Raw genomic sequence first — 15,248 nt, 5'->3', positions numbered from 1 at the left:
GGCGGGGATCGCTCAGAGAGACCTGGAGGCGAGCGGTCGAACGCGGTCACGTGACGGACGACCGTACGGAGCCCCGTGAAGGCGGCGATTCGTGAATGCCTGACGGAGCGTCAAGACACGGGGAGCGGTGGGACGGAGGACGGACGGCTGCGCCGTTCCCGCGACCCGATCGGTCCAGGAGGAGCGGTTGTTCGGCATACGGTGCTCGTGGGCGACGGCACCCTCGTCATCGGGGGCCCGTGGCCGGACGGTCGGCGGTCACGCCGACGGGACTCGGTCCAAGTCGTTTCCTCTTCTCTGTGCGGGCCGTGGTGCGGCCGAGCGGCCGGTCAGCGCCGGGGGCGGGTCGCCGACGTGCGCACCACAAGACTGGGTGGGATGACGATGTGAGGTCTCTCGTCGGCCACCGGAAGACCCGTGCCGGGGCCACCGACGATCTCGATCAGCGCACGCAGAGCCCGGCGGCCGAGTTCGTCGAAGTCCTGGCGGACGCTGGTCAGTGACGGGCCGAAGTACTCGGTCTCCGGCATGTCGTCGAAACCGACGACACTGATGTCCTCGGGCACCCGACGCCCGGCCTGTTGCACGGCCCGCAGCAGGCCGAGAGCCAAGTGGTCGTTGGCGCAGAACACCGCGGTGACCTCAGGATCGGCGGCGATCCGCTGACCGAGTTCGAATCCGGTACGGGCGGTCCAGTCGGCGCCACCCAACGGTTCGACCACCGGAGCACCCCGCTTCCCCAGGGCGTTTCGCCATCCGGTCTCACGCTCCTGCGCGTCGAGCCAGGACCGCGGCCCGACCATGTGGTGCACAGTGCGATGGCCGAGGTCGAGCAGATAGGAGGTGGCGAGTTCGGCGCCCGCCTCGTTGTCCACGGCTACCGAGGCCAGCTTGGCGTGGGTGCCGCAGCCGACCGCGATCAGCGGTACGTCCGACGGCACGCTCGCCAGAGCCCCGACGGCCGCGGTCTGCGGCGCGATGACGATGATCCCCTCGACATCCTGATCGCGGAGCCGGTCGACGGCGTCCAGTACGGACCGCCGGTCCAGCGTGCCAACCGCGGCCACGGTGACGAAGTACTCGTGCTGCCTTGCCGCCTGCTCGATGCCGTAGAGCATGCAGGCCGGCCCGTACAGCGTGGTGTTGAAGCTGATCACACCCAGGGTGCGGGTGCGGCGGGAGGCCAGGTTGCGGGCGGCGGCGTTGGGACGGTAGCCGAGTTCGCGGACCGCGGCGAGCACCCGGTCGCGCGTGGCGGACCGAACGCTCGGGTGATCGTTGAGGACCCGCGAGACGGTCTGGTGCGAGACGCCCGCAACCCTGGCCACGTCCGCCATCACCGGTGCGCGCTCCCCCTCCATGCTCCGCCTCCTCACCTGTTGTCGTGTTCCGATCGCTTGCCTACCCGGCTCCGACCAGCCCGCCGTGGAGAATTGTTAGCGCACACATTCTGAGAGGGTCAAGGGTGACGACCGTCCGCTTTCGGAGGTTTCGGACAGCGTTGTCAGGCCTCCTTGAACCACCTTGACCTGCAAGGTCATCGCCGGGCGAAGCCTCGTTCCATCGTGGCGGCGGACCGTACCCCACGAAATCCAGGGCATTCGTTTCCACACTCTTGACTGTCCGTCAGTGTTGACCGCCCCTTCATCCCCGCGTAAAAAAGGCGGAGTCGCAAGGCGGTCGATCACCGTCGACCACGCAAGGTCCACACCTTCACATCACCCCGGTCACAGGCCATTTCAGCCTTCCTGGCATACAGCCATCACGCTCGGCAGCCGCGCCCGAACAGAGAAGGACCCGGCCGGCAGCACCGCCGTTCCCATAGAGCTCCGAATGCGTGACGGCATCCGGGGACCTTGATTGTTAGCGCTCACATTTTCCCGTCCAGCGGATTGACGAGGCTCTGTCCGGCCTCGACGCCACGTCTCGGCGGCAGCTCCCGGCGCGCGGATCACCCCGCGCCGGGCGTCCCCCTGCACCCCGCGCATGCAGCGCCGGGCCCGAGAAGAACGCGACACGGAAGAGGTACACAGTGACAGCAAGGCATCTGAGAGACCTCAGGCTGAGGGCGGTCGGCGCGATCCTCGCACTGGTCGCCGGCATCCTGGTCGGGGCCATCGGCACCGCGGGCACGGCCCAGGCGGCCTCGTCGCTGCCGTGTGACATCTACGCCTCCGCCGGCACCCCCTGTGCGGCGGCGCACAGCACCACGCGAGCCCTCTACGCCTCCTACAGCGGCGCTCTCTACCAGGTCAAGCGCGCCTCGGACTCCGCCACCGCCGACATCGGCGTCCTCAGCACCGGCGGCTACGCCAACGCCGCGGCACAGGACTCCTTCTGCTCCGGCACGACCTGCGTCATCACCAAGATCTACGACCAGAGCTCGCACCACAACGACCTGACCATCGAGGGCCCGGGCGGCAACGGCGGCCAGGACGTCGGCGCGATCGCCAACGCCCTGCCGGTCACCGTCGGCGGCCACGCGGCCTACGGCGTCTTCGTCTCCGCGGGTGTCGGCTACCGCGACAACAGCACCACGGGCATCGCCACCGGCAGCTCCCCCGAGGGCGCGTACATGGTGACCAGCGGCCACCACGTCAACAACCGGTGCTGCTTCGACTACGGCAACGCCGAGACGTCCGGCAACGACACCGGCAACGGCCACATGGACGCGATCAACTTCGGTACGGAGTGCTGGTTCTCGTGCACGGGCTCCGGCCCCTGGGTCGAGGCGGACCTGGAGAACGGACTGTTCTTCGGGGCGAACGGCGCCTACTCGGGCAACACCGGCATCTCCAGCGAGTACGTCACCGCCATGGAGAAGAACAACGGCACCTCGGCCTACGCGATCAAGGGCGGCAACGCCCAGTCGGGTTCGCTGAGCACCTTCTACAACGGGGCCCTGCCCACCACCAGCGGATACAACCCGATGCAGAAGGAAGGTGCCATCGTCCTCGGCACCGGCGGTGACAACAGCAACGGGTCCGACGGCTCCTTCTTCGAAGGCGTCATGACCTCCGGCTACCCGACCGACGCCACCGACAACGCCGTACAGGCCAACGTCACCTCCGTCGCCTACACCACCCCGACCGCGAGCTTCCCCGTCACCGGCACCGCCTACCGCCTGACCAACACCAACTCCGGCAAGGTCCTGGACGCGGTGAACTGCGGTACGGCCAACGGCACTTCGGTCGACCTCTGGTCCTCGCTCGGCAACACCTGCCAGCAGTGGAAGTTCGCCAGTGCGGGCAACGGCCACTACACGATCACCAACGTCAACAGCGGCACGGTCCTGGACGACAAGAACTGCGGTCAGAGCAACGGCACGGCCGTCCAGTTGTGGGCCTCGCTGGGCAACACCTGCCAGCAGTGGGACGTCACCAAGGTCGGCAGCCACTACACCATCTCCAACGTCAACACCGGTATGACGCTGGACGTCACGAACTGCGGAACGGCCAACGGCACCGTGGTGCGCCAGTGGCAGCAGCTCGACAACACCTGCCAGCAGTGGGACATCGCCCCCTGACCGGAGAACCAACCCGCCGATGGTCCGCCGGCCTCCCCGACGACGGACCATCGGCCCGTCCCCCAGCAGGATCGGCGGGCGGACCTCCACACGGTCCGAGCCGTCCGCACCCCAGCCGGCCCGGAGCACACCGATCCACGCCCAGGCCTGACGCACCTTCAGCCGTCGTCCTGGCCGTCGGTCCCAGGACGAGCACTCACCATCCGCCCGCAATCGCTCGGAACCCACCGGGAAAAGCACCCGCTGCCCCTCCCCCGAACAGCGCTTTGCCCCCGCCCCGTACGCAATCGTCCGATCGAACCGTCGTGTAAAGGAACTCCCGCATGCCTCCCGAAACCGGACTGCCCCGCAGGACCGTCCTCACAGCCCTCGGCGCCGCGTCCCTGGCCGGAACCTTCGCCGCCACCTCGCCGGCCCAGGCCGCCGCACGGTCCGGCACCTCGGCGGACGCCACCGCCTCGGACCTGCCCGCCGCAGCCGCCCACTGGACCTTCGACGAGGGCTCCGGATCCTCCGCCGCCGACTCGTCCGGCAACGCTCACACCGCAGCCCTCCAGGGCGCGGCCGCCTGGGACACCGGCAAGATCGGCGCCCACAGCCTGAGCCTCACCGCGGGCGGCAACGCCTCGGCCACCGGGCCCGCCCTCGACACCTCCAACGCCTTCTCCGTGGCCGCCTGGGTGAACCTCGGTCAGCTGGGTGGCTACCAGACCGCAGTCAGTATCGACGGCCAGGTCGTCAGCGCCTTCTACCTCGGGCTGCGCGACGACACCGGCACCTTCGCCTTCGCCCGGCTCGCCTCGGACGCCACACAGGGTGCCGCTGTCGCAGCAGCCGCCTCCGCGCCCACCACCGGCGCATGGACCCATCTGGTCGGAGTCAGCGACCCGTCGGCCGGTGTCACCCGCCTCTACGTCAACGGCGTCCTGGAGGGCGAGACCGACTACGCCGCCGGCTGGGCCGGCACCGGCGACACCGCCATCGGGCGCGCGCTCTACGGCGGCGGCCACGTCGACCAGTGGCACGGCCTGATCGACGACGTGTGGATGTTCCCGACCGCCCTCACCTCCGACCAGGTCGCGACGCTGGCCGGGGTGCCGGTGGAGTCCACGACACCGCTGCTGAGCGTGGACGTCGCCAACCCGGCGCACGCGGTGTCCCCCATCCTTCCCGGCCTGATGTTCGAGGACATCAACCACTCCGGCGAGGGCGGCATCTACGCCGAACTGGTGCAGAACCGCACGATGATGGCCAGCGACACCTCAGCCGTCCACTGGTCGGCCGTCGGCGGAGCGGTCCTCGCACTCGACACCACCACGCCCCTCAACGACGCCCTCAACCGCTCCCTCAAGGTCGTACTGCCGAGCGGTACCGGGACCGGCAACCGGACCGGAGTGGCCAACGACGGGTTCTGGGGCATCCCCGTACGCCCCCGAACCACGTACACCGCGCGGCTGTTCGCCAAGGCGTCGCACCGGATCGGGCCCCTCACCGTGGCCCTCGAGTCGGCGGACGGCTCGACGGTGTACGCCTCCGCACGACTGCACCACGTCGGCACCGACTTTCCCGACCGCCCCTTCGAACTCACCCTGCGCACCGGCCCGCGCACTCCGGTGGCCGGTGACGCGAGGCTGACCGTGACCACCGACGACCCGTCCGCCGCGGGCAGGACCCTCTGGCTCCAGTACGTCTCCCTCTTCCCGCCCACCTACAACAACCGCCCCAACGGCCTGCGCATCGACCTGATGGAGAAACTGGTCGCCCTGAAGCCGAAGTTCCTGCGATTCCCCGGCGGCAACTTCCTCGAGGGCAACACCATCGCCACGCGGTTCAACTGGAAGAACACCATCGGTCCGGCCTGGGAGCGCCCCGGCCACATGGACGACGCCTGGGGCTACTGGTCCACGGACGGGCTCGGACTCCTCGAATACCTGCACTGGGTCGAGGACATGCGCGCCCAGCCGCTCCTCGCCGTCTTCGCCGGCTACACGCTGAAGGGCGAGCACGTCACCGGCGAAGCCCTCACGCCGTACGTCCAGGACGCCCTCGACGAGATCGAGTACGTCACCGGCCCCGTCACCAGCACCTGGGGCGCGAAGCGCGCGGCCGACGGCCACCCGGAGCCGTTCCCACTGGAGTTCGTGGAGATCGGCAACGAGGACTGGTTCGACTCCTCCGGGTCCTACGACGAGCGGTTCACGGCCTTCTACGACGCGATCAAGGCGAAGTACCCGCACCTGAAGCTGATCGCCACGACGACCGTGACGAGCCGCACGCCTGACCTGATCGACGAGCACTACTACCTCGCGCCGTCCGCCGCCCAGGCCGCCACCCACAAGTACGACAACCGGGACCGCGCCTCGACCAAGGTCTTCGTCGGGGAGTGGGCCGCGCAGGAAGGCCGCCCCACACCCGACCTCAACGCCGCGCTGGGCGACGCCGCCTGGCTGGCCGGGCTGATCCGCAACTCCGACCAGGTCCTCATGGAGTGCTACGCCCCGCTCTTCTCCCACGTCAAGAACAACGTCTGGGCGACCAACCTGATCGCCTACGACAACCTCACCAGCTACGTGTCACCCAGCTACTGGGCGCAGCAGATGCTGACGAGCAGGCTGGGCAGAACGGTACTCCCGGCCACCACACGTGCGTTGCCCGTCATCGCCACGGTCGCCACCCGCGCGGGCAACCGTCTCTACCTGGCGGTCGTCAACTCCGGAACGGAGAAGGTGAACGTACCGGTCGAACTCAAAGGCCTGCCGAAGGGCGTGAGGAGGAACGCCACCGCCACCGTCCTGACCGGACCCTCGCGCACCGCCACCAACACACTGACCGACCCCACCACGCTGGTCCCCAGAACCAGCACCGTCACCGGCGCGGCAGCAGCCTTCACCAGCACCCTGCCGCCGCTCTCCGTCACGGTCCTGGAACTCGTTCTGACCTGACATCCGTCCACCCCGCGGCTCGCCCTGCCCGACTGCCCGTCCTGGGCAGGCAGGGCGAGCCGGGCCCCAAGACCGATTCGGGGCCCGGACGGCAAACCAGCTGCCCTGCCCCACGGTTCGGGCTCCAGCCGTGGTTGTCAATCCCCTCGCAGTGTGGAGACGATCTATGCGGCCAGTCCCTCGGCGAGGGGATTGACAGTTTTCCTTGCGTCCGGTGGTCTGCCAGGGCGCCCGATTGATGATCTCCGCTCGCGTGTGGGTGGCGAGAACCTGCGGAACTGCTAGCCTACGGTATCAGTTGCTAGCTATGATGGTGGGTATGGCAAAGCAGACGAATATCCGACTGGATGACGCCGTAAAGGCGGCAGCCGAGGACCGGGCCAAGCGCCGCGGTCTGACCCTGCAGGGGTACGTGGCTGACCTGATCGAGGCCGATGTGAATCAGGCGCGGGCCGCCTTCATGGCCGGCGCCGCGACGTTCCTGGCCCAGTACGCGGACGCGTTCGAGGCGGAGGCCGGCGAAGACCGGTACCCCGGCCTTCCCGAAGGGCTGGCCGAGCGCGCGCCGAGGGACGCCGCGTGAATCTCCGCATCGATCTCGCCTGGATCTTGGCAGTGGCGCAGCAGATCCCAGGGGATCCCCAGGTCGTCGACTACGGCGTGCCGGTAGCGGCCGAAGCACGTCATCGGGCGGAGGTCCTGGACCACGAGGTCTATCCCGAGCCCCATCACAAGGCTGCGGCCTTGCTGTGTGAACTGTCGAGGAACCCCAGCCTTGAGGTGCGCAACCTCTTGTTCGCAGCCACGGTGACGGCGGCCTACCTGTCCGCATGCGGCCTCCCGGTGAGCCCCGGCCTGGACACCGTGATTCCCTTGGCCCGCGCTGCCCGGGACGGGCTCCCGGTGCGTGAGGTCGCCGCTCAGATCAAGACCTGGACGAGCTGATCGGGCATGGCCGTGGGCGAACGTCGCCCGGCCATCAACACGCCTCTGGTCATGGACCGGAGTTCCTGCGGTCGACGCACCGCACAAGATCGGTCACGCGCCAAGGGGCCTTCACCCCCGCCGCACGGGGGGGCGAAACGGTTCAGGCTTGCGGGACGTCGTCGTGCCCGGGGCTGTCTGCATCGGGGCCCAGATGGTCCACCAGGACGAGCAGCATCTGCACGGTGAGGGCACCGAGGAGCATGGCACCGTCCAGCGACATCACGATCGGCAAGTTGTTGATGGCCGAGTACGACAGAGTGTAGGAGGAACAGAAGACACGGATAGGTTTCCGGGACAACCTGCTCTACGTGACCCTGGCTGCGATGGTCACGGTGCTCTTTGGTGCGGCTCAGGCTCATCACGCCGAGTTGCTTCTCGCCCTGCCCGTCGCCACGTGCGTCCTGGGATGGACTTAGTACTCCAGCTGTAGATCGTGATCTTGCTGGTAGTAGGGCAGTCGTACTTTGAGATCTTCGGCTCTGCGACTTCCTGTGCCTGACAGTCCAGCAGTAGATCTACGGTAGGCACTACTGGGTGCTCGGAACGCGCAGGCCATCGAGAATGACGACCAGCGCCCGGTCGTCGGGAGCGTACCGGCAGGCTTGAGAGGCACCGGCGAGCAGCGCGATGACCTCCCTGACTCCGATGTCCATGCGTACCGCCGCTGCCCGCTGCGCCTGCTGCAGTAGAGCGGCCACGGCTTCGGTCAGCTCCTCGGCGACCGGCGCGACGGCCTCGTTCGGGTGAATGCCCAGTTCGGCCAGTGCGTCTACGAGTTCGAGTTTGGTGGCCGAGCCACGGACGACGGCGGTGAAGAAGTCGAAGAAGGCCGCACCTGCATCCGACGATGCGGCGTGTTCGCGGGCGTCGGCGGCGACCCGGGCAAGGCGCTCCACGACAAGTGCCCGCAGCAACGCCTCCTTGCTCGGGAAATGCCGGAAGACGGTACCGACACCGACGCCGGCCGCGCGAGCGACCTCCTCAGTCGAGGCGGCCGTACCTCGATCCGCGAAGACCCGCTCTGCCGCGGCCAGCACCCGTGCGCGGTTGCGCTGCGCGTCGGCGCGCAGGGGCCGGGCGGTGGTCATCGGCCACTCCTTGCAAACGGAGTGATCAGTCCGTATCGTCTAATCGGAGTCACAAGTCCGATTCTAGGGTCAACAGATTCCACGGCAACGGGATGGAGACTGGCATGTGGCAGGCGGTACTGCTCGCGTTCCTGGCCGGCATACTGGCTGCTAACGCGTACCCCCACTTCGCCAAGGGAATCGCGGCGGAACGGTTCCCGACCGTGTTCGGATCCTCCCCGGTGGTCAATGTGCTCGCGGGCTGGTCGGGCCTGGCACTTGCCGGGCTATGTCTTTGGGGCGCGCATCCAGTGCGGCATCCCGGCTGGGCGCTGCTCGGCATGGCCGTCGGTGCGCTGCCGATGGGTCTGTTCCACGCCGCCGGCCATACGATCGGCGCTCGCGACTGAACCCACCCCACCCACCAGGTCGGAACGGGCTCTTCGACGAAACCGTTACTGGGTAAGCGATCGGACGGCGTGTCGCGGCCGGGCAGGGCGCGGCCACCGCGTGATCATCAGGTGCTGTGTAGGGGCGGGTGCGGAGACGGGTACGGCCACCGTTGATCATCGTGAGTTGTGTGGCCAAACGAGACGGTGGCCGCAGGTCACAGCATAGATCCCGGCCGTTGGCGGCAAGCGTTCGAGGTGGCCATGGGCCGGATCGCGGGACGGTTCGTGCGGGTCGAACCCCGGCTGCGGGCCGGGCGGTTGGTGCTGGGCCTGCTGTCCAACCTCCCGCGCAAAAACTGCTGGACGATCGCGGAGTGGGCCGGGGAAGCGACTCCGCACGGTATGCAGCACCTTCTATGTCGGGCGTCGTGGGACGCCGACGCGGTCCGCGACGAGGTGCGCGAGAACATCGTCGAGCACCTCCACGACAGGGCCGCGGTGCTGGTTGTCGACGAGACCGGCGACCTGAAGAAGGGCACCCGCACCGTCGGAGTCCAGCGCCAGTACACCGGCACCGCCGGGCGGATCGAGAACTTCCAGGTCGCCGTCTATCTCGTCTACGCGAGCCCGCACGGACACGCGGCGGCCGACCGGGAGTTGTACATCCCGCGCTCCTGGACGTGTGACCCGGCCCGCTGCCAAGCCGCGGGACTCGGCGAGGACGCCGTCTTCGCAACCAAGCCGGAACTGGCCCGCAGGATGATCGAACGGTTCCTGGACGCCGGACACCACGTGGGCTGGGTCACCGGGGACGAGGTCTACGGTGGCAACCCGAAGCTGCGCGCCGCCTTGGAGGAACGTGGCCTGGGCCATGTGCTCGCGGTGGCCTGCTCGGCCGAAGTGACCACCGGCGCCGGCACGTTCCGCGTCGATGCCCTGGCGAAGAAGGTGCCCAAGCGGGCCTGGCAGAAGCACTCAGCCGGACGTGGCGCGAAGGGACAGCGGTTCTACGACTGGGCAGTCATCGACCTGGCCGAGGCGGCGCCGGGACACCACCAACTGCTGATCCGCCGCAACCTCACCACCGGTGAACTCGCCTACTACCGCTGCTACTCACCCGAACCGGTGCCGCTGACTACCTTGGTGAAGGTCGCCGGATCCAGATGGCGGGTGGAGGAGACCTTCCAGAGCGAGAAAGGGCTGGCCGGACTCGATGAGCACCAGGTCCGCCGCTACCTCTCCTGGATCCGCTGGGTCACCCTCGCGATGCTCGCCCACGCCTTCCTGGCCGTCGTCCGCGCCGACGAACGCGCCCGCAACCCCGCCCCGGACACGCTGGTCCCGCTGTCCTGCAACGAGATCCAGCGCCTGTTCATCACGCTCGTCGTCCAGCCCCGCCACGACATCGCCCACCGACTCCGCTGGTCCGACTGGCGACGCCGCCATCAGCAACGATCACGCACCAGCCATTACCGGCGACAAGCCGCAGTCCCGACATGAAGATCACGATCTACAGCTGGAGTATCAGAGAGCCCGGCAGTAGGCGTGTAGGAGGATCGATCGGGTGCCCCAGATGCAGAGCAAGCACGAGCCGGGGTGATCATGGAGTTCTCGACGCTCAGTGATCACCGGAGGGCTCGTGCCTGTCCTGCCATCATGCCTGCTCGAACCCCTGTGGGACCAGTTTTCGGCCCTGCTGCCCGAGCACGTCGACACGCACCCGCTCGGCTGCCACAACCCTCGCACCACAGACCGGACCGTCTTCGAGCACGTGATCGCCGCGCTGGTACACGGCTCTGGCTACGAACGCATCACCACTCCCGGCTGCTCTGACCGCACCATCCGACGCCGCGTCAGGCACTGGGCTCAGCTCGGTATAGCGGAGCAGGTCTACGCCCTGACCCTGGAGGCGTACGACCGCATGATCGGCCTGGAGCTCGCCGAACTGTCCGTGGACGGCTGCATCACCAAGGCCCCGTGCGGCGGAGAGGCCGCCGGGCGCTCCCCGGTGGACCGGAGCAAGCAGGGCCTGAAGCGTTCGGTGGCCACCGAGGCCCGCGGCATCGTCTCCGCCGGGGCCAACCGCCATGACTCGCCCCTTCTCGTTCCCACCCTCGAAGCCGCCAAGGAGCAGGTCGGCGAGTTCCCGGACCAGATCAACGTGAACCTCGATCGCGGCTACGACAGTGACAAGAGCCGCTGTGCGCTCGCGGGTCTGGGCTTCACCGGCGAGATCGCCCGCAAGGGCGTCCCCGCGCCGATCCAGGCCGACAAGAGGTGGGTGGTAGAGCGCAGTCACGCGTGGATGAACGGCTTCGGCAAGCTGCGACGCTGCACCGAGAAGCGCAGCCGCGTCGTGGACTTCTACCTCTACCTGGCTGCCGCAATCATCACCCTACGTATGCTCATCCGCCGCGCGACCCCGCTCTACCGCTGGAACAGCCGTCCCACCACCAAACGCCTGAAGTGACACCTACTGCCGGGCTCTCTTATCTGGCCAACGATCATCCCATGTACGTACGTGCCGTCGTGTGTCCCCGAAAGCAGCGGATCTCAGCAGGTCGGGTGACGTGCGAGGTTAAAGATCAAGCTCACCACACAATCCCAGCTCACACACCCCGGCCTCCCCACCGAAGCCATCCACCCCACCTCTCAACAAGCCAACAACACACCAGGCCAACAGCATCCTCATGCACCAACAAGCCCCCCGCCAAGCGTCAGGCGCGGAGGCGCGCCGCCGAGGCGTGCCGATGCTCGTCGACGCGATGCTCGATTTCTGGACCGGCAACCTCCCCAAGTGGGGTTGTGCCCCGCGCGGCACCGCGGCCCTGGTCGCCCACGGGCCCCTGCGGGACCTGCTCCACCCGCTGATCGACTCCTGGGGCGCCCAGGACCCGTACCCCGACCGCTCCGACCAGCAAGGCACGCTCGACGCCACTTCCTACTTGGCCGCGCCGACGTCCCTCGCCTTCGTCGAGCACACCTGGGGCTGGACCGCGGCCCGCCTCTACATGGACCGGCTGGCGGACCATGCCGCCCATGTCATCGGCGCCGCCTTCGAACGGCTGACCGGTGAGAGCAGCCGAGCCGACGCCGGTATGCCCGTCCCCGGCATACGCCTGGCGCAGCTGCCCGACGACCTCGGGCGCACCCGGATAGACACCGACGCGCTGCGCGACCGGGTGGCCCGTGAACTCGCTGTCGAGGCGGCCTTCACCACCTTCGACGGTATCGGTTACCTGCGCGTGTCCGCCCACGTCGACAACACCCCTGCCGACTACGAGTACTTCAACGGGCAATGGGTCCCCGTACTGGGTGTCTGGGCCCGGGAGTCCTGCCGCTGAGACGGCAGTTCTGGAGTTCCGCCGCGGAAAGATCAGCCAAGGCGTTCCGGACGCTTGACTCGGCGGGCATGCGGCCCGATCCTCGTCCCAAGTATTGCGCGGGTCATGACAACCTCAACGGTCGGTCAACCGCGTCTTCCCGCCGACCGAGGGATGTGTGCCTTGACGCCGCTTCGACGCTCGTACCGCAGACGCAGACCCGCCACCATGCTGTCGCTGCTGCTCTTGGTGCTGGCCATGACCCTCGGGCCCACCCCGAGTTCGGCGGCCGGCAACGACTGGTGGATCCCGACCGCCCGCCCCGCCCCGGACGTTCAGATCAACGTCACCGGCGAGCCCTTCACCGGCACCAACTCGGCAGGAGAGGTACAGGGGTTCGTCGACGCGCACAACCACCTCTTCGGCAACGAGGCCTTCGGCGGCCGGCTGATCTGCGGCAAGGTCTTTTCCGAGGCCGGTGTCGCCGACGCCCTGAAGGACTGCCCCGAGCACTACCCCGACGGCACCCTCGCGATCTTCGACTACATCACCCACGGGGGCGACGGCAAGCACGACCCGGCCGGCTGGCCGACCTTCAAGGACTGGCCCGCGTACGACTCGATGACCCACCAGGCGGACTACTACGCCTGGGTGGAGCGGGCCTGGCGCGGCGGACAGCGCGTGCTCGTCAACGACCTCGTCACCAACGGCATGATCTGCTCCATCTACCCCTTCAAGGACCGCAGTTGTGACGAGATGACCTCGATCCGGCTGCAGGCGAAGATGACCTACGCGCTCCAGGCGTACATCGACAAGATGTACGGCGGCACCGGCAAGGGCTGGTTCCGGATCGTCACCGACAGCGCGCAGGCGCGGCAGGTCATCGAGGAGGGCAAACTCGCCGTCGTCCTCGGGGTCGAGACCTCCGAACCCTTCGGCTGCAAGCAGATCCTCGACATCCCGCAGTGCAGCCAGCAGGACATCGACAAGGGACTCGACGAGCTCTACGCCCTCGGCGTCCGCTCCATGTTCCTCTGCCACAAGTTCGACAACGCGCTGTGCGGCGTCCGCTTCGACTCCGGCGGCCTCGGAACAGCCATCAACGTCGGCCAGTTCCTGTCCACCGGCACCTTCTGGCAGACCGAGAAGTGCACCGGCCCGCAGCACGACAACCCCATCGGGAGCGCCACGTCCGAGGCGGAGTCGGACCTGCCGGCCGGCGTGGACGTCCCCTCGTACGACTCGAACGCGCAGTGCAACAAGCGCGGCCTCACCGAACTCGGCGAGTACGCCGTGCGCGGCATGATGAAACGCAAGATGATGCTGGAGATCGACCACATGGGTGTCAAGGCCGTCGGCCAGGCGCTGGACATCCTGGAGTCGGCGTCCTACCCCGGCGTGATCTCCTCGCACAGCTGGATGGACCTGAACTGGACCGAACGGGTCTACGCCCTCGGCGGCTTCGTCGCCCAGTACATGCACGGCTCCGAGGGCTTCGTCGCGGAAGCCGCCCGGACCAAGGCACTGCGCGACAAGTACGGCGTGGGCTACGGCTACGGCACCGACTTCAACGGCATCGGCGACCATCCCGCCCCGCGGGGCGCGGACGCCGCGAACAAGGTGACGTACCCCTTCAAGAGCGTCGACGGCGGCTCCGTCATCGACAGGCAGACCTCCGGCGAGCGCACCTTCGACATCAACACCGACGGCGCGGCCCACGCCGGAATGATCCCCGACTGGATCGAGGACATCCGGCAGGTCGGCGGCCAGGACGTGGTGAACGACCTGTTCCGGGGCGCCGAGTCCTACCTGGACACCTGGCGGGCCACCGAACAGCACCAGGCCTCGGTGAACCTTGCCAAGGGGCAGCCGTCGACGGCCAGTTCGTCCGAGTCGAACCCGTTCACCAGCTACCAGCCGGGCCGAGCCGCCGACGGCGACGACGCCACCCGCTGGGCCAGCGACTGGAGCGACGACCAGTGGTGGCAGGTGGACCTGGGCTCCACCTACCTGGTCTCCCGGGTGACCTTGGACTGGGAGCGCGCGTACGGGAAGTCGTATCGCATCGAGCTCTCCACCGACGGCACCAACTGGCAGACCGCCTGGTCCACCACGAGCGGCGACGGCGGCCTGGACACGGCCCGGTTCACCGGGACTCCGGCCCGCTACGTCCGGGTCCACGGCCTCGATCGCGGAACAGACTGGGGGTACTCGCTGTACGAGGTCGGGGTCCACAGCGCCTGAGCCGGGACCGACGGACGGCACGCACGCCGTCCCCCACGCGCGACCGCCCCGACGAGCTCCGTCTCCGCACGGGCGGTCCGTCACGGCCCTCTCCTGGCACGCCTTGCGGAGCGGTCGCGTCTCACCCCGAGCCGGTCCGGCGGACCGCGGCGATCTCCACCATGGAGATCCACGACGATCCGCGGCCGGCCCCTTCGACGGCGATGCGGCGGGGCGCGGAGCCGTCACGAGGGCCCTCGGTCACCTGGTGCAGGCCGCGAGAACCTCCCCGGCCCGGTGCAGTGTCTCCTGGTGGCCGAAGAGCCCGGACGTGTTGAGGAGGAGTACCGGCTCACCGACAAAGGACTCAGCCTCGCTCCCACCCTGGTCGCCCTCAAAGCCTGGGCCGAACACTGGCTTGTCGACGCGCCCGGGCCCACGGTCACGCTGATCCATCGCGACTGCGGAGCACCGGTCCACTCGGTCATCACCTGCACCTCCGGCCACGAGATCGCCGCCGTCCGCGACATCACCGCGACGCCCGGCCCCGGAGCCCGGCCCGCCCGGCCCGGAGCAGCGGATGCCCCCCGGCCCGGCTGACGGGCCGTCACATCCGCATCGCTTTGCTGCCTGCGACAGTTCGGGCTGAACGCTGACGATCCGCCACTGCTCCCGAGCGGCGTTGGTGTACGTGTACTGGTTGATGTTGGCCCCGTCGGCGGTGGAAGCGCCGTCCACATTGAGTGAAAGACCGCTGAGCGCCTGGCGCGTGCCGACCAACATCGACA

At 68.3% G+C, this 15,248-nt stretch carries 14 protein-coding genes and 1 pseudogene; 10 read left to right on the top strand and 5 right to left on the bottom strand.

All coding sequences use genetic code 11. The annotated features are described in order from the left end of the window. Positions 1 to 329: 329 nt before the first annotated feature. On the bottom strand, positions 330 to 1,361 hold the full coding sequence (locus tag JHN63_RS14345) for a LacI family DNA-binding transcriptional regulator (RefSeq protein ID WP_234476631.1): 1,032 nt from the start codon (positions 1,359 to 1,361) through the stop codon (positions 330 to 332). Between the two features lie 671 nt (positions 1,362 to 2,032). Between JHN63_RS14345 and JHN63_RS14340 the strand changes: the two genes are divergently transcribed. From JHN63_RS14340 to JHN63_RS14325, 4 genes are all read left to right on the top strand, one after another. Next, positions 2,033 to 3,526: an arabinofuranosidase catalytic domain-containing protein gene (locus JHN63_RS14340; RefSeq protein ID WP_200680282.1), complete on the top strand. Its 1,494-nt coding sequence runs from the start codon at positions 2,033 to 2,035 to the stop codon at positions 3,524 to 3,526. A gap of 323 nt (positions 3,527 to 3,849) precedes the next feature. Beyond that, positions 3,850 to 6,468, top strand: coding sequence for a LamG-like jellyroll fold domain-containing protein (locus JHN63_RS14335; protein ID WP_200680280.1), 2,619 nt, complete (start codon positions 3,850 to 3,852; stop codon positions 6,466 to 6,468). A 319-nt stretch (positions 6,469 to 6,787) separates the two neighbouring features. Next, entirely contained in the window at positions 6,788 to 7,051 is a 264-nt protein-coding gene (locus JHN63_RS14330; RefSeq protein ID WP_234476624.1) for a hypothetical protein, read from the top strand. Beyond that, positions 7,048 to 7,413, top strand: a complete 366-nt coding sequence (locus JHN63_RS14325; protein ID WP_200680278.1) for a hypothetical protein — start codon at positions 7,048 to 7,050, stop codon at positions 7,411 to 7,413. The genes JHN63_RS14330 and JHN63_RS14325 overlap by 4 nt, the downstream gene beginning before the upstream one ends. 142 nt (positions 7,414 to 7,555) lie before the next feature. Here JHN63_RS14325 and JHN63_RS53910 read toward each other — a convergent pair whose 3' ends face one another. Further along, entirely contained in the window at positions 7,556 to 7,687 is a 132-nt protein-coding gene (locus tag JHN63_RS53910) for a hypothetical protein (protein WP_267953761.1), read from the bottom strand. Between the two features lie 295 nt (positions 7,688 to 7,982). Beyond that, positions 7,983 to 8,543: a TetR/AcrR family transcriptional regulator gene (locus JHN63_RS14320; RefSeq protein WP_200680276.1), complete on the bottom strand. Its 561-nt coding sequence runs from the start codon at positions 8,541 to 8,543 to the stop codon at positions 7,983 to 7,985. Positions 8,544 to 8,647: 104 nt separating this feature from the next. Here JHN63_RS14320 and JHN63_RS14315 point away from each other — a divergent pair, with 104 nt between their 5' ends. The 5 genes from JHN63_RS14315 (at position 8,648) to JHN63_RS14295 (ending at position 14,481) form a co-directional block, all read left to right on the top strand. Then, positions 8,648 to 8,932, top strand: coding sequence for a hypothetical protein (locus tag JHN63_RS14315; protein ID WP_200680274.1), 285 nt, complete (start codon positions 8,648 to 8,650; stop codon positions 8,930 to 8,932). 243 nt (positions 8,933 to 9,175) lie between these two features. Continuing rightward, complete coding sequence (locus JHN63_RS14310) at positions 9,176 to 10,414, top strand: IS701 family transposase (protein ID WP_200680272.1); 1,239 nt, start codon at positions 9,176 to 9,178, stop codon at positions 10,412 to 10,414. 139 nt (positions 10,415 to 10,553) lie between these two features. Continuing rightward, positions 10,554 to 11,384 (top strand): IS5 family transposase, encoded by an 831-nt coding sequence (locus JHN63_RS14305; protein ID WP_200680296.1) that lies wholly within the window; start codon positions 10,554 to 10,556, stop codon positions 11,382 to 11,384. Between the two features lie 280 nt (positions 11,385 to 11,664). Beyond that, positions 11,665 to 12,258 (top strand): hypothetical protein, encoded by a 594-nt coding sequence (locus tag JHN63_RS14300; protein WP_307781889.1) that lies wholly within the window; start codon positions 11,665 to 11,667, stop codon positions 12,256 to 12,258. 207 nt (positions 12,259 to 12,465) lie between these two features. After that, positions 12,466 to 14,481 carry a discoidin domain-containing protein gene (locus tag JHN63_RS14295; RefSeq protein WP_234476686.1) on the top strand — a complete coding sequence of 672 codons (2,016 nt, stop codon included), beginning with the start codon at positions 12,466 to 12,468 and terminating at the stop codon, positions 14,479 to 14,481. A 121-nt stretch (positions 14,482 to 14,602) separates the two neighbouring features. Here JHN63_RS14295 and JHN63_RS53905 read toward each other — a convergent pair whose 3' ends face one another. After that, entirely contained in the window at positions 14,603 to 14,725 is a 123-nt protein-coding gene (locus tag JHN63_RS53905; protein ID WP_267953760.1) for a hypothetical protein, read from the bottom strand. Positions 14,726 to 14,772: 47 nt separating this feature from the next. Here JHN63_RS53905 and JHN63_RS14290 point away from each other — a divergent pair, with 47 nt between their 5' ends. Continuing rightward, a complete protein-coding gene (locus JHN63_RS14290) occupies positions 14,773 to 15,060 on the top strand; it encodes a helix-turn-helix domain-containing protein (protein WP_200680269.1) in 288 nt (95 codons plus the stop codon). A 60-nt stretch (positions 15,061 to 15,120) separates the two neighbouring features. On the opposite strand, the pseudogene JHN63_RS52645 reads toward JHN63_RS14290, so the two are convergent. Continuing rightward, positions 15,121 to 15,243, bottom strand: a pseudogene (locus JHN63_RS52645) (RICIN domain-containing protein); the annotation flags it as partial. Between the last annotated feature and the right edge of the window lie 5 nt (positions 15,244 to 15,248).

The sequence above is a fragment of the Streptomyces sp. MBT65 genome (assembly GCF_016612545.1).
GTDB lineage: Bacteria > Actinomycetota > Actinomycetes > Streptomycetales > Streptomycetaceae > Streptomyces.
This window is presented reverse-complemented; position numbering and strand designations above follow the sequence as displayed.